We start from the raw sequence: 23,629 nt of genomic DNA on the forward strand, positions 1-23,629 counted from the left end.
TGAAAATCCTTCGAAATTCTGCTTTACGAATGCCATGCACGTGGCGGGCAGATGGAGCAGAAGGCTACTTGCTCTGAGCCGACGACAGAGGCTGAACCATTACAGCTAGGACCCGGCACCAACATTAGGAACCATTATGTTTTTCATGATGTTACGGTAATTTTAGACCTAACAAAAGAAATCCCAGGCTGGCGTGACCAGCCTGGGCACAAGGTCGCTGCAGCTCCGGCAGATCGGAGTCAGCAATCAAAAATCGAACGTCAGATCCACGCCATAGGTTCTGCGATCGGTGTAGCTCGACGATACAATGCCCACCTGGAGGTCGAGCGCCATATCGGGCCGAGTTTGATTAAAGATGTTGCGGCCCCACAGCGCCAGTTCAGCTTTTCCGCCGCCGAGTTTGATATCCCGCAGCGCAACGCGGCCGTTCACGAGCGTAAGCGAGTTTGAATAGGCGACGACAGCTCCGGCGGGCGCCGTAGGTATAGTGGGGGACAATTGCTGAGATTTTGAGCGATAGGAGGCATCAACCCGGAACATCATGTAAGCATCGCCGTAAAACGGCATTGTGTCGTACTGCGCCGACAAGTTGCTCGTCCACTTTGGACGGACCGTCGCATCATGCGGCTGCGCCAAAAATTGGTTTACTCGCGTGAACTTGACATCCGTGTAACCGACGGCCGCGTTGAACGTGAGCCCTCTCGTCGGCACCGCGGTCAGCTCAAGTTCGAAGCCCTTTGTGTTGAGATCCCCTTCATCGATAAGAAGCGTTCCAACGTCAGGATCGAAAAGCGGGCTTGAGGTCGGGAAAGTCCTGCCCGATGCGTTGGCCTGGAGGTGTTTGTAGTCGGACTTGAACAGCGCCAGATTGGCCCGCAGCCTGCGGTCAAGAAGTTCAGCCTTCACGCCGCCTTCCCATGCCTTCACTGTTTCTGGCGCATAAGGGAGATATGCAACCGCGCCGCCGGAAACGAAGCCAGTCGAATATTTCGCGTAGAGCAAGATATCGTCGGTCGGCTTGTAATTAACCCCGAACATGTAGGTCGACCGCGTGTCGCGATACGGCGAGTAGAGGTATTCCAGCTGCGAAGCCAAGCGGGTCGAGTAGACGAGCGAATGCCCGTCCTTCATGTCGCGCGTAATGCGATATCCGGCCAGGACGTCCAGTTGCGGCGTAAGGTGACCTTCTACCTGGGCATAGGCTGCATAGGACCGGCCGTAGAAGTAGTTGCGGTTATCCTGGCCACCGGGCACGACGAATTGCCCAGCGGCATTCTGGAAAAAGAAGTTCGTAAAGAGCGAGCCCTGACCGACAAGCCCCGAGGGGGCACCGTTTTGCGTCTTGATGTTGAAGTAGATTGCACCCGCTGTCACAGTCAACGGTTCAGAATTGTAATTGAGCTGAACCTCATCGCTCCATTGTCTTACCCGCGAACTGACAATAGAAGACCCCATGATGAAAAGCGAATTTCCGAGTGGACCAAAATAGCTCGGAACAATAGTGTCATATCCGCCGTACGATGCAGCCACCACGGATTCAGCCTTCCTATAGCCAAAAATGTTTTTGACCGTAAGGTTATCCGTCAGGTAGTACGTGGCGGTCACATTGTGACCCTGGTTCTTGATATAGCCGGGAATAGACAGGATGTTCTTGGCTGTCGCGGGGCCCGACTGGCCTGCGGAAACCGGCGGATCCGAGGCCAGCAGTCCCTGGATTAGACTGCCAAACCCGGGTGAGATGTAATTGTAGATGTCCGGGATGAAAGCGATCAGTTGGCTCGCCTCCGGCGTGTAGCGCAATTCATTCCAGTCAAACTTGTAAGTCATTGTAAAATCGTCGCTCGGCTCGAATTTCACAGCCGCGAAAATTGACTCGCTGTTCTTGTCACCGAAACGTTTGACAGTGCGCTGCTGGATCTTGCTGAGCAACGATTGGTCAGTCGCAGCGCTAAAATCGAAATCCACACGCGGAGCCAGGTTTTTGACATCCCCTTCACGCTCGCTGTGGGTGTAGCTGATCGAAGCGGAAAATGGGCCCACTTGCGGAAGGTCGACCCGGGTCGACGAACGAAATTGAGCGTAATTGCCATAAGTAAACTGCTGCCGCGCGCCCAGTTCACCGGTGGGATCGCGAGTTACTATGCTGATAGCGCCGGCAGTAGAATTGCGGCCAAAAAGGGTCCCTTGCGGGCCGCGAAGAACTTCGATGCGCTGCAGGTCGGGCAGGTCGAAAGCAGAGCCGTACGCACTGCCCATATACACCCCGTCGAGGTATATGCCGATCGTCTTGTCCTGACCCGACACCGAGCCATACGTGACCGAACCACGCATCGTAAATGTCGGCACCTGAATGCCGCCCGCCGTCTCACGAACGTTCAGGTTCGGCGCCTGCGCACCAAGATCCATGATGTCGGTAATGCGGTTCGCCTCGAGCGCCGTCTGATCCAGCGCGGTAATCGCGACAGGAACATCCTGAAGCAGCTGCTCACGCTTTTGTGCAGTGACGATGATTTCGCGGACACCAACATCTTCGCTGGAAGTCTCCTGCGCCATGGCCTGCGCCCCCATGGCAGCAATGGCAACAGCGCTACATCCGAGCATTCCTGTGCAACGCACAGTCAATGCAACCATTGATTTCCTGGTCACGTTTCCCTCCCTGTTAAATCTTGCACTTCCCACTCAACCGAGCGGCAGCACAGGTCGCTTATTTGAATTTAAATTATTCTCAGAAATAGCCGAAAGCAACCGCCTTTTTTAAGGCGCCCATTTGCCCCTCAAATTATTGTAAAATAGGCTTTTAAATTTCTGGAAAATTCGACAGGCTATGCGACCGCCTTTGCAATATGGAATCACCATCAAGGGCGAACATGACCGCCGCCTCGCATATCATTTGAATTTCAATTAATACTATTTTTGCAAAAATGGGCACCACAGGGCTATCTGCTGCAGATACATCGCAGGTAACGGAGCCCGCTTGATAGAAAGCCAAAACGCCTAAAGACCAGAACAGGGAGAGGCAATTCATGACGATCAAGGGACATATGCAATCGTGGCAGCTCATGATCAGCGATGTTCTGCAGCATGCCGCCATTGCCCACCCTGACCGCGAGATCGTGTCGCGATCAGATGAAGGCTTATGGCAATACGATTACCAAGGGCTTGCACGCCGGTCAGCGCAATGCGGCGCAATGCTAAGCGATTCCGGAATTGGCGACGGCGACCGGGTCAGCTCCCTGGCCTGGAACACCCATTGGCACCTTGAGCTCTTTTTCGCCGTTCCCGGGATAGGCGCCGTGCTGCATACGGCAAACCCCCGTCTGTCGGACGACCAAATTACCTACACTATAAACCATGCTGGCAGCCGCATGCTCATCTACGAACACTGCTTCTCCGATCTTGTCGCACGCATTCGGCCAAAATTGACGCAAGTGGCCTACTTCGTTCATTTGGGGGGCGAGGGATCGGCTACGCCAACTATCGCCACCTCGCGTTCTTACGACAACGCTATTGCCGGATATGCACCTGAACTGGACTGGCCTCGCTTCGACGAGAATAGCGGCGCATTCCTTTGCTACACCTCTGGCACGACCGGGGATCCCAAGGGCGTTCTCTATTCGCATCGATCAGTGGTAATTCACGCCATCGCCGCTGGCCTCAATGGCGCGCTTGGCGTTACGGCGTTCGACGCAATCATGCCTTGCCAATCACTTTACCATGCAACCGCGTGGGGCCTGCCATTCGTTGCAGCCATAAACGGCTGCAAGCTCGTCTTGCCAGGAGCACGAATGGATGGGGCCAGCTTGCAGGACTTGATCCAAACCGAGGGCGTCACCGTTTCCGGCGGCGTTCCGACGATCTGGACCATGTACCTGGATCATCTGCAACGAAGTGGCGAAGAAACGGCATCGCTTAAACGGCTCATAATCGGAGGTTCGGCCGTGCCACGTGCCATGGCGGAACTTTTCCAAGAGACATACGGCGTGGCCGTCAATCAGATCTGGGGCATGACCGAGACGAGCCCGCTCGGAGTCTTCGCTTCAGCCACGCCAGTCCTTGAGAATGCCGGCGAGGACATCAAGGACGATGTTATCTGGTCACGCCAGGGACGCCGCCAGTTCGGCATCGAACTGCGCATCGTCGATGCTGATGGCATGGCCGTACCCGCAGACGGGAATAGCGCCGGAGATCTTCACGTTCGGGGACCATGGGTCATCGAGCGATATTTCCGCAGCCCTTCCACTGCCCTAACTGCAGACGGCTGGTTCGACACGGGCGATATCGCGACGATCGACAGATTTGGATTTGTACGACTCACTGATAGAAAAAAGGATATCATCAAGTCAGGCGGCGAATGGATCAGTTCCATCGATTTGGAAAACTGTGCAGTTGCCTTTCCTGGCGTGAAAGTTGCGGCGGTGGTCGGCGTGCACCATCCGAAGTGGGAAGAACGCCCTGTCCTGATCGTAGAATTGAATGACGGCGCAAGCGTCACATCCGAACAGATGTTGGAACACCTGGCTCCGCACATGCCGCGATGGTGGCTTCCTGACCGCATTCTCTTCGCTCCGGTTCCACTCACTTCGACCGGGAAGGTTGACAAGAAAATACTGAGGGAACTTTACGGCGACTCCCTCGGACAGGGTGAAATAAATTCCTCACAATAAAACCAAAACCGCATTGATAACAACACCTTCCTCACGCCGGTTGACGGGGTAAGCAACCTCAAAATCACACTGCTCCAACCTCCGCCCCGTCAACAATACGAAATTTTTTCTTATTTCATATTATCATCAAAGAACCTGGAGATGATGTTGAACGCATCGCGCGCTTCAGGAAGTGTAGCCGAATAGATGAAGCAATGGCCGAGCGCCTCACCAACGAGCAGCGTAGACGGCCTGCCTGCCTTCAACAGCATCGAGTTGGTATAGATCGCGGGACTCATGTCCATGGCGCGCGATCCGGTGATGATGAGTGCAGGCGGAAACTTCGCCAGGACATCCGGATACATGGCAGCAGCCAGGACAGTTGACGTCATATTCGCACCGTCGAAATAGCCGAAGGTGAGATCCGAGATGTCTCCTTCAGCATTCGGCTTCGGAGCCGCAAAATTTCCATCCACATAAGCCGAGATGTAAGCGGAGTCTCCGGTACGAAAGGGGACCCCGCCGGCCCCGAATATACCGATTGCGGCAGGCTCTGGCAGATTGTTCTGACCAAGCCACGATGCCGCCTGCGCTGTAAGCGAACCACCAGCGGAACAACCGTAAATACCAATTTTCCGCGGGTCGTAAGATTTGAGAAGTTCGCGATAGACCGCAACGAGATCTTCAAGCCCTGCAGGATGTTTGTGCTCGGGCGCCATGCGGTAATTGACGCTTACGACCTTGTACCCGCCGACGGCAGCGATCGGGATCGATTCCAGCTTCGAACAGGAATCCCAACAAACTGAAAATGCGCCGCCATGCACATTTATGAGCACCCGATCCTGGCGCACTGGCTTGTCGGCTGGAGTGAATATCCGCGTAGGGACGCCGCCGATCACCGCCTCGTTCATGTTTACCGGATATTCCTGCGTCATCATGTGGACCATGGGCTCCATGAGCTCATCCAGCCCCTGGCGCGCCTGCGAAATGTCCTTTGGCGGTGAACCTGCCTGCTTGAGTTGCGCTGCATATTTCAGGTTTTCCCGCGCCTCCTTGCTCGACAAAGAAGACGGTGGAAGATCAAATGCCGGAACATGCACGGTGCCATCGGCTGCAAAAGTGGGCCGCGCGGCTTCGTGCGAAGCGTCTGCAACCGGTCCGTCAGAGCTGAAAGCGGGCCCAGCTGCAGAAAGCGCCAGAGATCCTAAAATCATGCTTGCGTTGCGAAGCCTTGTTGATGCTTTCATCACGTAGGTCCTTCTGCGGCCAATACTGTCAAACGCTAGCTTCTCCGGCGACGGAGAAGGCTCCGCCATCCACCAGTATGTCGGTTCCGGTGATGAAGCTCGCCCTGTCCGAGCAAAGAAAGGCAGCCACCTCTGCAACTTCCTCTGCTCGCGCCATACGGCCTGCCGGCGACGCTTCTATCATGTCGCGCATCATGGAATGGAGTTCCATCTCCGCACGCGACATCGGCGTATCAATCACGCCGGGCGACAGCGAAACGATGCGCACCCCTTTCCTGCCCAAGGCCAGCGCCTTCTGGCGGGCGAGGAGAAGAACGCCGCGTTTGCTCACCGAATAGGCTGCATCGGGCGTTGAAGCGAACTGACTCAACTCATGAACTTTGTCAGCGTGCAGGCTGACTGCGATCGTGCTGTCGAGCTGACTTCCCAGGTAGTGCGCCGCAAGAGAAGCAAACAGGACGATACATCCGCCGTCGGCCATGAAGCGCTCGACAGCATCAACGAGCCGGATGGTGCCGGTCAGATTGACCGCGAAGATCCTGTCGCCATCGGCCATTGTGGATGACAGGCCTGCACAATGGATCAAAGCCGAGACGCGGCGATCGCCGATAGCCGCAGCCATGCACCCGGGCAGATCTTCGGCCGAGATGTCGGCAGCAAGACACTCGACGGACGTGTCTTGAGGCAGGCCTTCAGCAAATGCCTCGAGCGCATCCGCACGGACATCGCAAAGCAGCAACGCCGCTCCCTCACCGGCCATCCGCTTCGCTACGGCTGCCCCCATTCCCGATGCAGCACCCGTAATGATGACAATATTATCTGATTTCATCTGCACAGCGCCTCTGAAGATTTGCACTTGGTTTGCGAACTCTGCTCATCCCGAAAGCTTCCGGGATCCGGCAGCAAAACAACGGCCATCATTTTACATTTTGAACGCGGGAGAGCTCGTTCAGCAGCAAGATCTGTTAGTCGCGCGCCAACAGGAGCGCTGTTGCCATCGGCCCGCCACCTGATGCCGCAATCGCCACTTTCGGGTCACGAGGCACCTGTCTTTCACCACCCTCACCGCGCAATTGCACCACGGCTTCATGGGCGAACCCAAAACCATGAAGCCTGCCGGCCCCCAGTTGCCCGCCATTAGTGTTGAGCGGCAATTGACCGTCACGAGCAATGCGGCTGCCTCCATCGATGAAATGATGGCCCTCACCCCAGTCGCAGAAGCCCAGCCCTTCAAGCCAGGTTATGGCATTGAAGCTGAAGCCATCGTACAACTGGACCATATCGACATCTTCGACCCGGTAGTCGGTATGCCGCCATATTTCAGGCCCGGTATGATAGGCCGCGACCCATTCCTCCTGGTCCCAGTTATGACGATGCGCAGAACCTGCGTAGCTCGCAATCCGGACGGGTGTTGCCTTGACCTCATCGAGAGCGTCTTCGGCCGAAACGATAAGCACCGTCGCAGCGTCCGTGAAGCGGTCGCAGTCCCAAAGACAGAACGGGCTGCAGATCATGCGCGCCGTCATATAGTCATCCATGGTCAGCTGCTTCTTGGTAATCGCTCTCGCGCAAGGGTTGAGCATGGCGTTCGCAGAGCCGGTTAACGCAATCTGGGCCAACTGCTCGCGCGTCATGCCATATTTACGCACGTGCCGTTCGGCATACTGGCCGATCCAGATCGCTGCCGAGATCGCATTGAACGGCAGTTCCCACTGCTGCATTCCGCTAACCCGTCCCCCGTCGAAGCGCGAAGGATAATTTACCGGATCGGCCATCGCCGCCGCCTCGTACACCGTTCGGAAGCATATGACATGGCGGGCAAGGCCCAACCGAATGGCCCCGACGGCCGCAACCACCGCGCCAAGCTGCGAACTGATTTCCGCACCGCCAGCGAACCAGCGCGCCCGGATGCCCAGGGTATCGATCAGTTCATCGGCGCCGACCGGGGAAAAGCCCAGAAAACCGGGTGACTTCCCCGGATATGTCGAAACACCGTCGATTTGGCCGATGGTCAGCCCCGCATCGGACAGCGCTTCCTTGATCGCATCGACCGTAAGCAACATCGGATGGCGCTTAAGCCTGACACCAACCTCTGACTGTCCGACGCCGGTTACGTAGGCTTCTGGAGCTTTTGCCATCTCAGTTTCCCTCTGGACCGTCGTCCGAACCGATCTTTTCAAACAGGGGAATCCAGACTTCCTCCTGATTCAGGAACGTCACACGGACGCGGTCCCCAAGCTGGACCGATTCAACCGGACATCCGATGACGTTAGAGGTAACATAGATGCCAGGCGCATCATCAAGGGCAATGCGGGCGACGACAAATGGAACCGGCATGTCCGGCATCCACTGCTGGTAGTTTATGACGCAGGTATCGACCGTTCCCAGGCCCGACACGGCCGCCGCGACAACATTGTCCGACAAGCACTTGTGGCAGACTGGCCTGGGGGGATGAATATAGGTTTCACAATCCCCGCACTTCCTGATCCGGAGCTCTCCATGCTCACCACCCGTCCAGAAATCCCTGTTGTCCTGATCGAGCTGCGGCAACATCCTTTGCCAATCCGCCGGCATAACCCGCCCCTCTTTCCACACCATCCCAAACCCAAAAATCTGACATTGGCCTCAACGGCGCCGTCATTCTCGCCAGCATAGCGGGCACGGTCAACAAGTTTTATTTCTAATTTAAATTTATATATCTAAGATCCTTCCCGACCGAGACGAGATATAGTGCCCGAAGGAAGACGCCGATGAACCAGCAAAGCAGCGAACTAGCCCGCGAGGAGGTGCTGGCCACCTATGTCAACCTGCGCGATCTGGGGGGCGTTCCGGCGATCGATGGCAAAAAGACCGTCCGGCGGGGAATGGTGTTCCGGTCGGCCATGCCCCGTTCCGGCAACACGCAAGTGACAGCAGCTCTCTCCAGCCTCAGCCTCGCCAGTGTCGTGGACTTGCGCAACGAGACGGAGCGTAAGAGCGTACCGGCGCCATGGGCCGGTCTGGGATGTGACAACTATATCAGCATCCCCGATGCCGCAGAGCATGGCGACCTTGCAAAGCTCTGGAAATCCGCCATCGACGGTGGCATCGCAGAAGTGAAATCACTGATGCTGCAGCAATATCGCGGCTTCGCAGAAACGCACGCGCCGCTCTACAAGCTGGTATTTGAACAGCTTGCTGCGGGCAAGACCCCCCTGCTGTTTCACTGCACAGCGGGCAAGGATCGTACCGGTGCCGCTGCCGCACTGCTCTTGGCCGCTCTGGCCGTACCTCGTGAATACATCATGCGCGATTATCTGCTGACAAATGCATTCAACCCTGTGCATGCCGCATGGGTCGGTGGCAACGTGCCCGGATCGCAGACCACCGATCCTGCCCGGCGTGAAGCGATCATGGCGATGATGGTGTCACAGGAGCAATATCTGGGAGCGATGTTCGATGCCCTGACCGCTCAATTTGGCACAGTCGAACGCTATCTCGACGAGGCACTCGGCTTCGATCGAGCAGCCCTGTCTTCTCTTAGGGCCAACCTTCTGACCGATGCCTGACCAATCGCAGGCAGGCGACGCCACGGCATTGCCGCGCACGGTGATCTGAAGCCGTCTCTGGCAATTGTCCTGACGGCACCAGCGCGTAGCCTTGTACCCCGGGACAATTGCCGGAACTCCGCAGCCTAAACGGACTCGATAACTTCGAGCAGAAAGCCTTCCGGATCGGCAAATACGCCCATCCTGCTGCTGCCGCTGGGCAATTCGATCGGCCCCTTCGCCTGATGAACGGTACCGCCCGCAGCCAGGACGCGGGCTTCAAAGGCATCGAGATCGCTGGTGAAGTAGACGAGCATCACACCGCTGGACGAAGGCTCTCCCCCGTCCGTGTATGTAAACAGGATCAAACTGTGCCCGCCGCCTTCCGGGACAAAGATTATCTCGTCGATCGGCCGGCCGGCCAATTGGTCGCGAATAAAGATGCCTTCGCCATATCCGCAAACCGAACGATAGAATTCCGCTTCCCTTTGCAGATCCTTGACGACCAGTTTCGTCGAGACGAGGCTCGAACCAGGTTGATTAGTCACTGACAATCTCTCTTTTCGATTTTTATGAAATCAGAACACGATCACGCTGCGCGCGATCTCGCCGCCATTCATGGCAGCAAAGCCTTCGTTGATGTCGGCGAGCGCGATTTTCTTGGAAACCAGTTCGTCGAGCATCAGGCGCCCATCCATGTAGTAGCGTGCGAGTTGCGGGAGGAAGAGCTGGAAGGGCACGTCGCCCATGCCCGAAGGAATGATGCGAATATCCTTGTAGAGCATCTCAAGGATCGGGAACGACATTTCGGCCCCCATTGCCGGCATACCGATGAGCAACAACGTGCCGTGCTTACGCAGCATTGCGAAGGCATCGCGGGAAGTCGCCGGCGATCCGACGACCTCAAAGGCGAAATCAACGCCTCCGCCCGACAGTTCGCGCACCTCTTCCACCGCGTTCGGGCCTGCCATGACGGCCGCCGTCGCCCCGAACTTCCGGGCCATATCGAGTTTGGCCTGGTTGACGTCGACAGCAATGATCTGTTCCGCCCCGGCAATCCGGGCGCCCTGGATGGTATTCAGGCCCACACCGCCACAGCCGATCACGACCGCCTTGGAGCCAGGCCTTATCTTCGCACCATTGATGGCCGCGCCAGCCCCGGTAAGGACACCGCAACCCAAGAGTGCGGCAGCTTCTGGCGGGACGTTTCCGGGCAGCTTCACCGCAGAACGGTAATGCACCACCATTTCCTCTGCGAAGCCGCCGATGTCCGCAGCCTGCCACACCGGCTTGCCTTTCCAGGTGAGCCGGGAGCCGGCTTCGCGAACAGGCGCGCGCGGGCGCACTTCGCATCGGTGGTTGTGACCGGTCTGGCAATCCGCACATTCGCCGCAATACGCGGAGAAGCTGGTAACAACGAAATCGCCTACCTTTAGATCAGGCACATCCTCGCCGACTGCCTCGATATAGCCTGCCGCTTCATGTCCGAGCACTGTGAGACCGCGTCCGGGCAAATGGCCTGAAATGAGATGATAGTCGCTGTGGCACAAGCCACTGGCGACGATGCGAACGCGGATTTCTCCACGGCGAGGACCATCAAGTTCCAGATCCTCGATCGTGAGCGGCGCGCCGACCTCCTGAAATACAGCAGCCTTCATGAACCCTCTCCGCCAGTTACTGTTTTCTGCGACAATACAGATTCGAGGAAATGCCTAATTTCCTTGTCTATTTCATCACCCTCAGGCGCTCCGCTGAAATTCCCGTGCCCGGCTGCTTCCACGACATGCAACTCCGCCGGGATATCCGCCGCCCGCAGAGCCCGGTGCATCCGAACCGTGTTCGACAAAAACAAGTCTCGAGTGCCCGTTGTCAGGATTGTGGGAGGGAAACCCTTGGTGAAATCGCCAAAAAGCGGCGAAAGATAGGGATCGGTCAGATCGTGTCCGTTCGCGTAGAGCAGATTGACCGGCATCAACGGCGCAAGACCAGGATCGACACCCAGATTCACATGGAAACTGTCGCCAGATTCGGTGAGATCGGCCTCGGGAGTCTGAAGAATGGCACCAGCCGGCATCGCCAACCCTTCGTCGCGAGCCCGCAAGATCAGGGCAGCAGCCAGGTTCCCTCCAGCCGAAGCGCCGTGCACGACAATCCGCGATGGATCATACTGTTCAAGCAGCGCGCGATAAGCGGTCATGGCATCGTCGAGCGCGGCAGGATAGGGGTGGTCGGGCGGCATCCGGTAATCGGGCGACCAGACCTTTGTCTTCAGCCGTGTCGCAATGCCTATGGCCATCAATCGGCAAAGTTCGCCGCCACAAAGGAACAAGCCTCCGCCATGGAGGTCGAGCACGACACCGCCGCTACCGGCGGGCAGATCTTCGGGCGTAACGTCGAACACACACAGCCCATCCAGATCGCGCTCGATCACTTCGGCCGGGGAAGATGGGCTGATCTGCTGCAGCATGGGCATGAGACCGGCCTCGGCCATTCTTATATGGGCTCTCCACCCCTCCCGGTCGTCCTGATCGGGAAATGCTGCAGGCCCTCCATCGTAACTCGGATTTGCCAATATCGTTTGAGCTATTGGACTGAGGTAGGATGGAACGGGAAGATCACGCGCCGGCACCCTGACTGTCTTGGCATCACCCATGAAAAACTCTCCCCAAACTTCTGGCTGCACTTTTCCGGATGGCGCGGCAGGTATGAAGTCTTGCCGCGCCCGGCCGTCAGGCAATGACCTTTGCGGCCTTCAGAGCTTCGATGCGATCCCATTCCATGCCGAGATCGTCCATCAGGAACAGCTCGGTATGCTCGGAAGCCTGCGGCGCTCGCTCGACGTGATGGGTTACCTTGTCAAACTGCACCGGCGAACGAACGACGCGCAGCGGTTCGCCGCCATCCGAAGGTGTCAGTTCCAGGAACATGTCATTCGCCAGCGCCTGCTCATCTTCAGCCAACTCAAGGAAGGTCTGGAATGTTGACCACTGCCCCTTGAAAGTCTTCAGCTTCTCCCGCCAGTACGTGATCGGCTGCTTCCCGATGGCCGCGACAATCAGGCCACTTGCATCAGACCAATTTTCCATCAGCGCCTCGGCAGTGGAGAAGCGAGGATCGCTGGCAGCCTCAGGAATGCCCAGGTGCGTGAAAGCGTCCTCGATGAACGGCCCCGGGGAAAGAGTGCACAGCATGACCGTTCCGCCGTCCGAAGTCATGTAGTTACCCAGGAAGGGATTGCCGCGAACCCCACCGATCGAACGCGGCGGTGGCGGTGTCCATTCCTTGTCCTCTGCCACCTGGGCGATTGCGGCACCAGCCGCCCACCAGCCCGTGGCCAGCAGGGAAACGTCGACTTCGACCGCCTCGCCAGTCCGCTCGCGGTGAAACAGGGCAGCGGAAATGCCGCCGGCAATGTTCATGCCGCCGATCGAATCCCCAAAAGCCGGCATCGCCTGCGAAGCGGGATATTCAACCTCGCCGGTGGAAAGCGCCTTGCCGATACCAGTGCGGGCCCAGAACGCTGTGCTGTCGAAACCGCCTGCCTCACGTTCAGGCCCCTTTTCGCCCCAGGCGCTGCCCCGCACATAGATGATGTTCGGGTTCACGGCGCGGATGTGCTCCACGTCAAACTTGTTCTTCTGACGGGCCTTGGGCAGGTAATTGGTCAGAAAGACGTCGCAGGTCTTGGCAATTTCGTAGAGCAGTTCCTGCCCTTCCTGAGTCGAGAGATCAATGCCGACGCTGCGTTTGCCGCGGTTGGGATGCTCGATCAGCGTCATGCGGTTGGGATTGACCTTCTTGCCAGCGAACTGGACAAAGCCGCGCTGCGTGTCACCGCGAACGGGATGTTCGATCTTGATGACGTCAGCGCCCCACTCTGCAAGGACAGCGCCTGCGGCCGGCACAAACGTGAACTGAGCTACCTCCAGAACCCGCACGCCTTCCATCACCTTCGTCATTCCATTCTCCCGAAACCAGATGCCAGGCGCGCAGCAGCACCTGCAGCATCGACCTGCGCCCAACATCGCCACGTCCGGCACATTGGTCAATCGATTTTAATTTCTATTAAAACAAAAGATCGCTAGACGTACCGGGAAAACACCACGCGGGGGTACTGGCAGGCAGGGTCGCCTTGACACAATTATGACGCTCCAAGCCCCGCACCACGTCAATTGGATATCCCGGACAGGCCAAGATCATGATCGACATTGCTTCCCCTCCGTTTCAATCCGGCGGCCCGGATGCACCAGGTCCCGGAGGCCGTTTTCGAGGCTGGGCCTTGGCCCTGTTGACGCGGATGCTCGCACCCGATTTTGCAACCCCCGGCGCCCTGGAAAAGGCCGTGCGAAATGACCGCGCCAAGGGTCCGGGCCTTCCTCCGAAAGGCGCACTCAAGAAAATCAGGTTCACCGACGGAAAACGGGCTGGCCTGCGCACATTTGGTGCTACGCCGATTACCGGAATCACCTCGCCCATCAAAATGCTGTACCTGCATGGCGGCGCCTTCGTGCTCGATTTCCAGTCGATCCAGTGGGGCCTTGTCACCGGTTTGTTGCAGCGCGTTCCCGGCGAAATCATCGCTCCGCTCTACCCGCTGGGTCCGGAAGCGAACTGGTCGGAGACGATGGATGCCGTGCATGCCTCGTACATGGACCTGATTGCGCAGTATGACCCGGCCCAGGTAGTCGTCTGCGGCGATTCCGCCGGCGGCGGCCTTTCCCTGCTGCTGGCACAACGCCTGCGCGATGAAGGCCTTCCTCTTCCGGCCGCGCTGGTCATGTTTTCCCCCTGCCTCGACATCAGCGCATGCGGCGCCGACCAACCTGCGATCGAAAAACGCGACCCGGTTCTTCGCCTTTCCATGATGAAGGATGTGGCCCGGATGTGGGTGCAGGACGTTCCCGCGGATGATCCCCGGGTGAGCGCCCTGTTCGGCGATCAGTCCGGGCTGCCACCATCGCTAGTCTTCAGCGGTGATCGCGAAATCCTTGATTCGGATGCCCTTCGTCTTGCCGCCAAAAACCCCGAAGTCGTCCACCGCCATTACCCTGAAATGCAGCACGTCTGGCCTGTCAGCCCACTCAAGGAAGGCAAGCAGGCTCTCGACGAGGCAGCCGCATTCATGCTGCATTACGCATCCGGCTGACGCATGCTCACACGTCCGGCAAACACCTCACAAAAGCACCACGTTACGCGCAGTCTCAATCGGCGCGCTGATTATAATTTGAAATACAATTAAATATCGTGCATGCCGCCGGCACTCAAAAACGTGTCGCGCAAGGGCGCGGCAGACTACTTCCTGGGACTGGGCGAGGAGATTGGCAATGAACGCAACGCAGAGAGCACTTTCAGCGGAACCTGTGGTAGTCAGAAAGCTACCTCCCTCCAAGGCACTGCGCCTGACATGGCTATTATTTTTCGGCTCTCTGGTTGCCGCTGGCTCGGTCTATTCCAACATGGCCCTAGCCCCTGGGGCAGACCGGAAATTCGTGGCACAGGTCATGAACAGCCACACGGTCATCGCCTACTATGGCGGGATCTTCGCCGCCATGTTTTTGCCCTCTCTGCGCAAGTGGACATCCTATGAACGCCTTCAGGGCGTCATCCTCCCGTTTCTCGTCATGTCATATATCGTTCAGTTGACGTGGGAACTGGGCTTCGTTCTTCTCAACGAGCAGATCGCCAAGGCCAAGAATGAGTCCTGGGCATACTCCTGGTGGTCTTATCTTGACGGCGGCGACTACCGTTACCTCAATCCGGAACCTCCCATCCTGACGATGGAAATGCTCGGGATAACCAATGCCGTGGTCGGGGTAATCGGCCTGATCTGGCTCTATCGTTCCAAGTTCCTGGACTACCGTGCGACGCTCGTCATCATGGGAGTCGAAGCCATCCAGATCCCTCTGACATGGTACTACTACCTTTCCGAGGCGCTTGGCGGTTTCTCCCACGTCAATACTGCCAGCTTCATGGATTTCGGCGTGACGTTTTTCCTCGTCAACTCTCCGTGGCTGATCGTACCGTGGATGGTCCTGTACTGGGGGAATCAGACGCTCAAGCGCCAGTTTTCGCTGGCAGCCACCACGCGAGCCTGAACCATGATCCATGGCATCGATTGAGGCCATCTCTTCCCAACCTGGCCACGGCCCAAGAGCCCGGCCAGGTTGGAAAAACTTTGTGCATCTAACCCACGCGGGAGGCGCCTGCTTGCGATCTGCATGCGGGCTGACGGCACCCCAGAAAACAGGCCGCCATCCGCGATGGGTGCTTGCGCGCCAAGCCGCAAGCCCACCCAAGCTGCCCCGTTCGAACTGAGCCAAACCAAGCATTGTCCGTTCCCGGCTAGCTTGCGCAGCTTCCCGGACACGCATTTGCGCACGACTGCTCGACGATGCCAGCGGCTACGGCCTGAACCAGATCATCGTCATTACCCAAAAGCGCCAGCAGGGCCTGCAGGATGTGCCGATCACGGTGACTACTACGAGGCCGTAAGTGCTGGAAACAGACCGCGTGACCGAGGCAACTGACTTGTGCCGCATGAACCTGAGGTGACGGTCAGCACGGCCACTGGAGGCGCCCCCCCTTTCCTTCACGGCGCGCCGCGCCGTGAGCTACGGTGTAGCCTCGAGGTAGGACAATCAGATCTTTGCCTACCTTTGACGATGTCTACATTTCCGAGCGCAGCTCGCCCCGTACAGGTTAACGGTCATGCCTTGCCGGGATAGACCGACATGTCACCGGCATAGGCGATACCGCCCGGCCAGGCATCCTTACCGCTGATCTTGCGGAAATAGTGGACTGTCCGTGCAGTGGACGCAGCACTGGAGCGTGGCTCCATCGCAACGCCGCTGGGGCTTGCCCCCAAGGCACGATCAATGAAATCCTTGATCGTGAAGGCGAGATCGTCGGTCTGCTGGGCCGCCAGCACGAGCTGATCGCCGGGGCAATACCGGCGTGGCTCGATCTGCAGTGCACTCAGCTCGCCGCGCTTCATGGCGACATGGCCGGGCACATTGGTCACCTCGATGCTATGAATTTTGTCATACCAGTGGTGGTATTCATCATAGCGGCCGGGCGTGTAGTTTCCGAGGATGATCGACACTCCTGAAAACGGCTGGTCCTTGCGCCAGTTTGCGCTTCCTTCCCAGTCAGCGAACATATCGAAAGAATAAATGCGCTCCGTGCCATCGTCAGCAATGAGCCCTGCATCGCGCGCCACGGCAATCAAAGGCCCCAGAGCAGGAAGGTCGATTGCAGGATCTGGCAGATCAAAATCGTAAAGGCTCATGAAGCGCCAGGGCTGCGGATTGCCCGCCATCACCTGCTCTTCTGTAACTTCGAACCGCTGCGCAGACCTGAACCCGCGAAGCGCAGTCAATTGACTCGCATGGTCCCCGTCAAACCAGCCAGCATAGTCCTGCGATTTGCCCTCAGGCACATTATGCAGATGGATTGTCGTAACCAGGCTCATATTTTTGAACTCCAGCATTGCTTGCCGCGGCCGGGGAGCGAGGAAAACAAGCCACAATGCGCCTCCGGCGAGCCCCCCCCCTTGCGACTACTTCTTGCCGAGACTCTCGACGTGTTTTTTCAGCCCTTCCTGGTAGGAGGGCATCAGCATGAGTGATGCATTCGCCATGCGCTCGACCGCAGCAGCCTGATCAACCGCCAGATCATGAGCCAGTTCTATGGCGATCTTCGCAGTCCCCATTACTTCGCTGTTCTGAAGGGCCAAGTGGCGGCAGAATGCCATCACGTCTTCTTCGAACGTTTCGTCCGCATAGACCTTGTGTACCAGCCCCATGTTAAGCGCCTCGTGGGCGGAGACAGGCATATTGGCCATGATCAGCAAACGCGCCCAGTGCGGGCCCACCAGCCGGGTCAGTCGGCTGACACCGTTCGTGGCCGGCAAGACACCGAACCGGGCTTCAGGGAAAGCGTAGCTTGCAGACACCGCGGCAAGGCGGAAATCGCAGGACATCGACATTTCGAGCCCCCCACCAACGCACGCGCCCTGGTGAGCAACGACGAATGGTTTCTCGATGTGTTCGATCTCATCCCAAAGCTGGCGCATTCCGCTTGGAAGCCGCCTGTGGAACTCGCGGATGCCAGACCCCGTCTGCGGCGGAGTTCGTGCCGGCCCTCCCGACCGCAAATCAGCCCCTGAGGAAAAATAGCGCCCAGTCGCTCTTATGAGCATGACTTTCAGGGCGGACGCTTCCCGGAAATGCTCCACCGCATCCCGCAAACCCGACATCAGCTCATGGCTCATCGCGTTGAGTTTGGAGGGGCGATTGAAGGTGGCGACGAGTATTCCGTCCTCGATATGGGTCAGAATATGTGCTTCCTCAGTCATACCGCCTCCCAACACACTCTCGGCAACAGCCTGCCGAATTGCCGGCCTGCGCGCCGTCTGCGAACATCGCCACCCTGGCGCAGCGCGTCAAGGCCCGCATGATCAATAATTTTATCTTGATTTCAATTTTTACGATGGCATCTAACAAATCCAACTCAAAGCAGGAACCGGCTTGCCATATATGACCCGGACGAGAGGATACAGCATGCCGCGTGCGGTTGAGGTGGAGCCCCCCCTTACGTACGGGGATTTCGATTACGTCGTAATCGGGGCAGGATCTGCGGGTTGTGTCGTGGCAGCCCGCCTCTCGCAGGACCCTTCCGTGCGCGTGCTACTGCTGGAGGCCGGCCCGGAGCCGAGAAGCCCCTGGATCCGCATACCCGGCGCCGTGTCCAAAGTGATCGGACCCGGCAAATACAACTGGGGATATACTTCCGACCCCGAGCCCCATCTTGGCGGACGGCAGATCTACTGGCCGCGCGGCCGGACGCTGGGCGGATCTGGCGCGATAAACGGCATGGTCTATCTCAGGGGACATCCCCGCGACTTTGAAGCATGGAAGCAGGCCGGCAATCCCGGCTGGGGCTGGGACGACGTGCTGCCACTGTTCAAGAAGGCAGAGGATGCAATCGGCGTCAGTCCGGCCGTGACCCGTTATGCATTTGGCGACTTATTCCTCGCCGCGGCGCAGGATTCGGGTCTGCCTGTCCGCGCAAGCCTCAACACGGATGGACCGGCATTCGAGGATGGAGTCGGCTATCTTGAGTTCTCCATCAGGCATGGACTGCGCAGGACATCCTACGACGCCTATCTCGCGCCGATCCGAAAGCGGCGGAACCTGGAAATTCTGACCAGTGCAATGGTCCAGCGAATCGCCATGGACGAGGGCAGAGCGAAAGGCGTCCTTTTCAATCGGAACGGTGAAACATGCCTAGCCAAGGCACGCCGCGAGGTCGTTCTATGCGGCGGTGCCGTCAATTCTCCGCAACTCCTGATGCTCTCCGGCATCGGTCCGGCCCAACATCTGCAAGACCATGGCATCGGCGTTCATGCCGATGCCGCCGCTGTCGGCCAAAACCTGCACGATCACACGAACACACCGTTGGTTTTCAACTCTCCGCGCGCGCAATCGATCAACCACCGCATTGTCTGGCCCCGGCTGTCTCTCGAAGTCGGGCGGTACTTCCTGCGACGGACAGGCATTCTGGCGGTAGGAACTTCCGCTGCGAGCGCTTTCGCCAGTTCGGATGGTACTAGCGGCTATCCGGACATACAGATTTCCGTTCGCCCATTCAGCTTCGTCTTCACCGAAAAGGGCCTATCCGTCGCCAAAAAGCCCTGCGTGACCGTGTCCGTCTATCAGATGCGGCCGGAATCGCGAGGCCGGGTCCTGCTAAAATCGAGCGACCCTGCCCAGGCACCTTCGATCCTCGCCAATTACCTACAGACACCGGGAGACCAGGAGCGGGTCCTTGCCGGCGTAAGACTGGCACAACGCATCATGTCGCAGCCACGGATGAAGGGATTCAGCCCCGCCGTACCGATCCCCGAGGATGACGAGGCCCTTCTCGAACGGGTTCGCGGCGTGCTTGGTCCAGTCTTTCATCCAGTGGGAACATGCAAGATGGGATCGGCACAGGACAGCGTGGTCGATCCACGGCTCAAGGTGCGCGGCATTACAGGCCTGCGAATCGCCGACGCATCGATCATGCCCGAAATCGTGTCCACCAATATCAATGCGGCCTGCATCATGATCGGCGAGAAGGCCGCAAGCATGATTGCCGAGGACGCACGAAGCTGCAGCTGAAGCAAAATGGATGCGGATGGGAGATGAGTGAAAGGAACTTCACACGATGCTGAAGCCATTCGACACCGCAGATATGCAGCGCTGGGGCAAGGGGCTGACACGGCCGGAGGACGTTGCGTTTTCCCGCGACGGACGGACCTTTGCCACCGATCCGGAATTTGGCGCCTGCGAAATCCTGCAAGATGGATCGCTTCTACGGATTTGTGAAACGCCGCGCCCCGGGTGTTGCAACGGCATAAGCATGGACCTTGCCGGAAACATCCTGATAGCTAACCTTGGCGCTCACCATGGTGTGCCGGGCGCGTTGGAAAAGCTGAATCCGGAAACGGGATTGCGCGAAATCCTGCTAAGCGAAGTCGAAGGCAGACCCCTCACCAGTTGCAACTATCCCATGGCCGATAGCGCAGGAAACATCTGGTGCTCGAACTCGACCGCCAGGGCGAATTTTGCCGGCCTGGCCGAGACAAGGCCTCACGACGGCTTCATCTTCGTGCTTCGCACTGATGGTACCAGTTCCGTCGTCGCCGAGGGTCTGGGCTTTGCGAACGGGCTGGCAATGTCCCAGGACGAACAATTTCTCTTCTGCTGCCAATCCTTCGATTCCAATGTGATCCGGTACCCGGTGCTGCCCGGAGGCCAGCTTGGCGCGGGAGAACAATACGGTCCTTTGGTCGGTAACATCGCAGCACCGGGCGCACGCGCTGACGGGCTGGATGTAGATTGCCCGGACGGGTGCGCTTTCGATCAGGAAGGCAACTTGTGGGTCGCCCTGTACTCCTCGAACAAGATTGTCGCGATCACCCCATCAGGAGAGTTGCGGACGCTGGCGTCGGACCCTGAAGGAAAAATTCTCAGGCGCCCGGCCAACGTCACTTTTGGGGGGCCGGACCTGTGCGACGTCTACATCGGCGGGCTTGGAATGGATTACGTCATAAAACTGCGCAGCTCCGTCCCCGGCATGCCGCTGGCCCATCAACGCTGACCGCCCGATTGCCAGCACACAGGCGAACAAGGACCATCACCATGAACGTGCAACACTTCAAGATGCTCATCAACGGAGCATGGACCGAAGCGGCCGACGGGCGCCGCCTCGACAGCATGGATCCATTCACAGGAGAAGTCTGGGCAACAATCCCCCGCGCTGGCGCGGCCGATGTCGAAGCGGCCGTTGACGCGGCTGCGCGTGCCCTCAAGGCCCCTGCTTGGCGCGAAATCGCGCCGAGCGCACGTGCGGCGCTCATGCGCAAACTGGCGGACCTGATCCCTCCCCATGCCGAAATGCTGGCAGACATGGAAACCAGCGACAACGGCAAGCTGCTCTCCTCGACGCGCGGCGAAGTGATGGCCCTTGTCAAGACGTTCAACTATTTCGCGGGACTCGCAGACAAGATCGAAGGCATCGTGGCTCCTGCAGAATTTCCGGGCACCCTCGCCTACGCGCAGTACGAACCGATCGGTGTGGTCGCGGTCATCGCCCCGTGGAATTCCCCGTTGCTCATAGCGGCCAACAAGATCGCAAACGCTCTGGCCGCTGGCTGCACGGTCGTTGTTAAGCCGTCGGAATTCACATCCGCCTCGACGCTGGCATTTGCCCGTCTGTTCGAAGAGGCTGGCTTCCCGCCCGGTGTGGTCAATGTCGTGACGGGCACGGGTCCGGAAACGGGTGAAGCCTTGGTCACGCATCCCGCCGTCGCGAAGATCCAGTTCACCGGAGGCACGGAAACGGGGCGCCGCATCAACACAATGGCGGCGTCTTCTTTCAAGAGGGTCGTTCTCGAACTCGGCGGCAAATCGCCTAACGTGGTGTTCGACGATTGCGACCTGGACGCTGCGATAAAGGGAGCCATCCTCGGTATTTTCACATCCAGCGGCCAGTCCTGCATTTCCGGCTCGCGGCTGCTGGTGCAGCGCAATATTCACGATCGCTTCGTCGCTCGGCTCGTCGAAGCCACGCGTGACGTGCAGCTAGGCGATCCGCGATCCGCCTCGACCCAGATCGGCCCGATTTCCACCGCCCCCCAGTTTCACAGGATCGTGAGCATGCTTGAACAGGCGCAAACCGAAGGCGCCGAAGCCGCGATGGGCGGAAAGGCTGCGGCAAACGGCCTGCAATTCATCGAGCCCACTATACTCATCAACGTTCACAACGACATGACAATCGCGCGCGAGGAAATCTTCGGGCCGGTCCTGTCGGTTATTCCATTCGAGGACGAAGCCGACGCCGTCCGGATCGCCAACGACACGAATTATGGCCTGGCTGCCGGCGTCTGGACGCTCGACATGGCCCGCGCCTTTCGGATGATCAAAGCCATCGAAGCCGGAACCGTCTGGATCAATACCTATCGCATCCTGAGTTCGACGATGCCATCGACGGGCTACAAGGAAAGCGGCCTCGGCAGTGAAAACGGGCAGCGCAACATCTTCAACTTCCTGAAGCCGAAGTCGATCTATCTCAATCACGGATCGCGGGTAAGCGTACCCTTCCTGCCAGAAAGCGGCTGATCTTCGCGTTCAAGGCAGAGACCGTGGGGGCATCCCCACGGCTCCGAAATAGCCGCTCAGCCTTTCATGAGACCGGCAATGATCTTGGGAACGTTGGGCAGCCCCGCACTCGCCATCATCGCGCCATCGACGACGAGGTTGTGACCGCTGATGTAAGAAGCCTTGCTGCTCGCAAGAAACAGAATGGCCTCGGCAATTTCTCCGGGATCAGCGGCCCTTCCCATCGGCGTCCTTTCGATGAACGCCTCGCCAAGCTGGGGAGGCGCCAGACGGTTCAGGTCGGTGGCGACATAGCCCGGGCTGATGCAGTTGACCCTCACACCATCGGCTGCATAGTCGAGCGCCATGCACTGGGTGAGCGCGATCAGCGCGTGCTTGGAAACGTTGTATGTCGTGAACGAATGGTTAGCCGCCATTCCGGCCAGCGAAGCAGTGTTGACGATGCACCCCTTGCTCTCGATCAGGTGCGGCAAAGCCAGGCGGCTGATCCAGAATACGGAATCGCAATTCACCGCCATCGTCGCACGCCAATCCGCGGGATCGAGCTCGCCAACACGTTTGAGCACGCCCCCGACGCCCGCATTGTTGATCAGGATGTCCAGCCCGCCAAGGCGGGCAACTGACTGTTCCAGCATGGCTTCTGCCTCTTCCTGCACGCCAACATCGCAGGCATGCGTGATCAACGGGGCGCCCAGCCGATCCGCCTGTGCCGCCAGCTTTTCCTGGCTTCGACCAACTGAAACCACCTTCGCCCCGCGCTCGACGAACAAGTCCACAACCGCCAAGCCAATACCGCTTGAACCACCCGTAACAATCACCTTGCAGCCGTCGAAATCCATTCCCAACCTCCTCGTGTTTTCAGGCAACGATGCACAAATTTCGCGCGATCGGCGCAGCAGCACCGAGAGGCGCCCTTCAGGCATCCATGAATCATATTTTGAAATCAATTTCTATAACGACATTTGAAAAGATGAATGTATCCTGCCCTCGCGACCCGGCACCTGCAATTCGCTGCAACTGAACAGCAGGCTGTTGCGAGATAATCCGGTTACATGGGCAGCTATGAAGGGAGATGGATATGCCGCACTGCAAGCTGGAACAGATCCCGGATGCAGCACCTCGCTGGCCCACAGTTGGCGCACACTACCGCTGCGTGCACTGGGGAGACATGGAAGTTGCACTGACCACACTCGATGGTCCACTCGATTGCTCCCGGAACTACATCGACGGCGGTCTGCCCGGAGGCGTTTGCCCGTGCCCGCACTACGGTTTCGTTTTTGAAGGCACGATGCGAGCACATTTCCCGGGCACAGACTGGCCAGATGAAGTCGTCACTGCTGGTGAAGCCTACTACATTCCGGCGGGCCATGTGCTGATCTACGAGGAAGCGAGCAAGGTTCTGGAATTCAATCCTGCCCATGCGCTCCAGATGGTCATGGACGCCATGCAGCGCGCGGCAGATTCCCGTCGGTAGAACGGCAGCTGGGACGGGAGCGCGTGTAAGGCAGGCTGCGCGCGATATATCCGAAGAGTACCTTCGCCCATTT

At 58.3% G+C, this 23,629-nt stretch carries 22 protein-coding genes; 9 read left to right on the forward strand and 13 right to left on the reverse strand.

What is annotated here, in order from left to right; genetic code table 11:
• Positions 1-246 precede the first annotated feature (246 nt).
• Positions 247-2,568 (reverse strand): TonB-dependent receptor, encoded by a 2,322-nt coding sequence (locus LK12_RS22875; protein ID WP_231568460.1) that lies wholly within the window; start codon positions 2,566-2,568, stop codon positions 247-249.
• Between LK12_RS22875 and LK12_RS25005 the strand changes: the two genes are divergently transcribed.
• Entirely contained in the window at positions 2,567-2,758 is a 192-nt protein-coding gene (locus LK12_RS25005; RefSeq protein ID WP_197063639.1) for a hypothetical protein, read from the forward strand. The genes LK12_RS22875 and LK12_RS25005 overlap by 2 nt on opposite strands.
• A 39-nt stretch (positions 2,759-2,797) precedes the next feature.
• Here the strand turns inward: LK12_RS25005 and LK12_RS25010 are convergent, their stop codons facing one another.
• Complete coding sequence (locus LK12_RS25010) at positions 2,798-3,034, reverse strand: hypothetical protein (protein WP_197063640.1); 237 nt, start codon at positions 3,032-3,034, stop codon at positions 2,798-2,800.
• Between LK12_RS25010 and LK12_RS22880 the strand changes: the two genes are divergently transcribed.
• A complete protein-coding gene (locus tag LK12_RS22880; protein ID WP_197063641.1) occupies positions 3,024-4,664 on the forward strand; it encodes a long-chain fatty acid--CoA ligase in 1,641 nt (546 codons plus the stop codon). The genes LK12_RS25010 and LK12_RS22880 overlap by 11 nt on opposite strands.
• Before the next feature lie 110 nt (positions 4,665-4,774).
• Here LK12_RS22880 and LK12_RS22885 read toward each other — a convergent pair whose 3' ends face one another.
• The 4 genes from LK12_RS22885 to LK12_RS22900 all read right to left on the reverse strand — a co-directional run bounded on the left by LK12_RS22885 (position 4,775) and on the right by LK12_RS22900 (position 8,443).
• Entirely contained in the window at positions 4,775-5,890 is a 1,116-nt protein-coding gene (locus tag LK12_RS22885; protein ID WP_231568461.1) for an alpha/beta hydrolase, read from the reverse strand.
• Positions 5,891-5,918: 28 nt separating this feature from the next.
• On the reverse strand, positions 5,919-6,719 hold the full coding sequence (locus tag LK12_RS22890) for an SDR family NAD(P)-dependent oxidoreductase (RefSeq protein WP_039290364.1): 801 nt from the start codon (positions 6,717-6,719) through the stop codon (positions 5,919-5,921).
• A 136-nt stretch (positions 6,720-6,855) separates the two neighbouring features.
• Entirely contained in the window at positions 6,856-8,028 is a 1,173-nt protein-coding gene (locus LK12_RS22895; RefSeq protein WP_039290366.1) for a thiolase family protein, read from the reverse strand.
• 1 nt (position 8,029) lies between these two features.
• A complete protein-coding gene (locus LK12_RS22900; RefSeq protein ID WP_231568462.1) occupies positions 8,030-8,443 on the reverse strand; it encodes a Zn-ribbon domain-containing OB-fold protein in 414 nt (137 codons plus the stop codon).
• Between the two features lie 197 nt (positions 8,444-8,640).
• Between LK12_RS22900 and LK12_RS22905 the strand changes: the two genes are divergently transcribed.
• Positions 8,641-9,438, forward strand: coding sequence for a tyrosine-protein phosphatase (locus tag LK12_RS22905; RefSeq protein ID WP_039290371.1), 798 nt, complete (start codon positions 8,641-8,643; stop codon positions 9,436-9,438).
• Positions 9,439-9,563: 125 nt separating this feature from the next.
• Here LK12_RS22905 and LK12_RS22910 read toward each other — a convergent pair whose 3' ends face one another.
• The 4 genes from LK12_RS22910 to LK12_RS22925 all read right to left on the reverse strand — a co-directional run bounded on the left by LK12_RS22910 (position 9,564) and on the right by LK12_RS22925 (position 13,376).
• On the reverse strand, positions 9,564-9,965 hold the full coding sequence (locus LK12_RS22910) for a VOC family protein (RefSeq protein WP_052223747.1): 402 nt from the start codon (positions 9,963-9,965) through the stop codon (positions 9,564-9,566).
• A 30-nt stretch (positions 9,966-9,995) separates the two neighbouring features.
• Positions 9,996-11,075, reverse strand: coding sequence for a Zn-dependent alcohol dehydrogenase (locus LK12_RS22915; RefSeq protein ID WP_039290373.1), 1,080 nt, complete (start codon positions 11,073-11,075; stop codon positions 9,996-9,998).
• Positions 11,072-11,908 (reverse strand): alpha/beta hydrolase, encoded by an 837-nt coding sequence (locus tag LK12_RS22920; RefSeq protein ID WP_231568463.1) that lies wholly within the window; start codon positions 11,906-11,908, stop codon positions 11,072-11,074. Before LK12_RS22920 ends, LK12_RS22915 begins: the two co-directional genes overlap by 4 nt.
• A gap of 238 nt (positions 11,909-12,146) precedes the next feature.
• Complete coding sequence (locus tag LK12_RS22925) at positions 12,147-13,376, reverse strand: CaiB/BaiF CoA transferase family protein (RefSeq protein WP_197063642.1); 1,230 nt, start codon at positions 13,374-13,376, stop codon at positions 12,147-12,149.
• A gap of 383 nt (positions 13,377-13,759) precedes the next feature.
• Here LK12_RS22925 and LK12_RS22930 point away from each other — a divergent pair, with 383 nt between their 5' ends.
• Both LK12_RS22930 and LK12_RS22935 read left to right on the forward strand, forming a co-directional pair.
• Entirely contained in the window at positions 13,760-14,563 is an 804-nt protein-coding gene (locus LK12_RS22930; RefSeq protein ID WP_231568464.1) for an alpha/beta hydrolase fold domain-containing protein, read from the forward strand.
• A 343-nt stretch (positions 14,564-14,906) separates the two neighbouring features.
• Positions 14,907-15,512 carry a hypothetical protein gene (locus tag LK12_RS22935; RefSeq protein ID WP_197063644.1) on the forward strand — a complete coding sequence of 202 codons (606 nt, stop codon included), beginning with the start codon at positions 14,907-14,909 and terminating at the stop codon, positions 15,510-15,512.
• Between the two features lie 611 nt (positions 15,513-16,123).
• Here the strand turns inward: LK12_RS22935 and LK12_RS22940 are convergent.
• Together LK12_RS22940 and LK12_RS22945 are read right to left on the reverse strand one after the other, a co-directional pair.
• Positions 16,124-16,906 carry a hypothetical protein gene (locus LK12_RS22940; protein WP_231568465.1) on the reverse strand — a complete coding sequence of 261 codons (783 nt, stop codon included), beginning with the start codon at positions 16,904-16,906 and terminating at the stop codon, positions 16,124-16,126.
• A gap of 69 nt (positions 16,907-16,975) precedes the next feature.
• On the reverse strand, positions 16,976-17,773 hold the full coding sequence (locus tag LK12_RS22945; protein WP_039290382.1) for an enoyl-CoA hydratase/isomerase family protein: 798 nt from the start codon (positions 17,771-17,773) through the stop codon (positions 16,976-16,978).
• Between the two features lie 205 nt (positions 17,774-17,978).
• On the opposite strand from LK12_RS22945, the gene LK12_RS22950 reads away from it, so the two are divergent.
• From LK12_RS22950 to LK12_RS22960, 3 genes are read left to right on the forward strand one after another with little or no spacing between them, the layout of a single operon-like run.
• A complete protein-coding gene (locus LK12_RS22950; protein ID WP_052223749.1) occupies positions 17,979-19,580 on the forward strand; it encodes a GMC family oxidoreductase in 1,602 nt (533 codons plus the stop codon).
• 46 nt (positions 19,581-19,626) lie between these two features.
• Entirely contained in the window at positions 19,627-20,562 is a 936-nt protein-coding gene (locus LK12_RS22955; RefSeq protein ID WP_039290384.1) for an SMP-30/gluconolactonase/LRE family protein, read from the forward strand.
• 41 nt (positions 20,563-20,603) lie between these two features.
• Positions 20,604-22,082: an aldehyde dehydrogenase gene (locus tag LK12_RS22960; RefSeq protein ID WP_197063645.1), complete on the forward strand. Its 1,479-nt coding sequence runs from the start codon at positions 20,604-20,606 to the stop codon at positions 22,080-22,082.
• A 56-nt stretch (positions 22,083-22,138) separates the two neighbouring features.
• On the opposite strand, the gene LK12_RS22965 is transcribed toward LK12_RS22960, so the two are convergent.
• Complete coding sequence (locus tag LK12_RS22965) at positions 22,139-22,984, reverse strand: SDR family NAD(P)-dependent oxidoreductase (protein ID WP_197063646.1); 846 nt, start codon at positions 22,982-22,984, stop codon at positions 22,139-22,141.
• A gap of 266 nt (positions 22,985-23,250) precedes the next feature.
• On the opposite strand from LK12_RS22965, the gene LK12_RS22970 reads away from it, so the two are divergent.
• The gene (locus tag LK12_RS22970; protein WP_039290543.1) at positions 23,251-23,556 is read left to right on the forward strand and encodes a cupin domain-containing protein; all 306 of its coding nucleotides are present in this window, start codon (positions 23,251-23,253) and stop codon (positions 23,554-23,556) included.
• The last annotated feature ends 73 nt before the right edge of the window (positions 23,557-23,629 follow it).

Source organism: Novosphingobium malaysiense (genome assembly GCF_000802225.1).
Taxonomy (GTDB): Bacteria; Pseudomonadota; Alphaproteobacteria; order Sphingomonadales; family Sphingomonadaceae; genus Novosphingobium; species Novosphingobium malaysiense.

Bases quoted from the DNA above. Each gene is read 5' to 3' on its own strand.
- LK12_RS22920 (WP_231568463.1), bottom strand. From the start codon at position 11,908: ATGGCCGAGGCCGGTCTCATGCCCATGCTGCAGCAGATCAGCCCATCT.
- LK12_RS22940 (WP_231568465.1), bottom strand. From the start codon at position 16,906: ATGCTGGAGTTCAAAAATATGAGCCTGGTTACGACAATCCATCTGCAT.
- LK12_RS22970 (WP_039290543.1), top strand. From the start codon at position 23,251: ATGGAAGTTGCACTGACCACACTCGATGGTCCACTCGATTGCTCCCGG.
- LK12_RS22880 (WP_197063641.1), top strand. From the start codon at position 3,024: ATGACGATCAAGGGACATATGCAATCGTGGCAGCTCATGATCAGCGAT.
- LK12_RS22895 (WP_039290366.1), bottom strand. From the start codon at position 8,028: ATGGCAAAAGCTCCAGAAGCCTACGTAACCGGCGTCGGACAGTCAGAG.
- LK12_RS22955 (WP_039290384.1), top strand. From the start codon at position 19,627: ATGCTGAAGCCATTCGACACCGCAGATATGCAGCGCTGGGGCAAGGGG.
- LK12_RS22885 (WP_231568461.1), bottom strand. From the start codon at position 5,890: ATGAAAGCATCAACAAGGCTTCGCAACGCAAGCATGATTTTAGGATCT.
- LK12_RS22890 (WP_039290364.1), bottom strand. From the start codon at position 6,719: ATGAAATCAGATAATATTGTCATCATTACGGGTGCTGCATCGGGAATG.
- LK12_RS22875 (WP_231568460.1), bottom strand. From the start codon at position 2,568: ATGGGGGCGCAGGCCATGGCGCAGGAGACTTCCAGCGAAGATGTTGGT.
- LK12_RS22915 (WP_039290373.1), bottom strand. From the start codon at position 11,075: ATGAAGGCTGCTGTATTTCAGGAGGTCGGCGCGCCGCTCACGATCGAG.
- LK12_RS22905 (WP_039290371.1), top strand. From the start codon at position 8,641: ATGAACCAGCAAAGCAGCGAACTAGCCCGCGAGGAGGTGCTGGCCACC.
- LK12_RS22950 (WP_052223749.1), top strand. From the start codon at position 17,979: ATGCCGCGTGCGGTTGAGGTGGAGCCCCCCCTTACGTACGGGGATTTC.
- LK12_RS22900 (WP_231568462.1), bottom strand. From the start codon at position 8,443: ATGTTGCCGCAGCTCGATCAGGACAACAGGGATTTCTGGACGGGTGGT.
- LK12_RS22925 (WP_197063642.1), bottom strand. From the start codon at position 13,376: ATGACGAAGGTGATGGAAGGCGTGCGGGTTCTGGAGGTAGCTCAGTTC.
- LK12_RS25005 (WP_197063639.1), top strand. From the start codon at position 2,567: ATGGCAGCAATGGCAACAGCGCTACATCCGAGCATTCCTGTGCAACGC.
- LK12_RS22960 (WP_197063645.1), top strand. From the start codon at position 20,604: ATGAACGTGCAACACTTCAAGATGCTCATCAACGGAGCATGGACCGAA.
- LK12_RS22945 (WP_039290382.1), bottom strand. From the start codon at position 17,773: ATGACTGAGGAAGCACATATTCTGACCCATATCGAGGACGGAATACTC.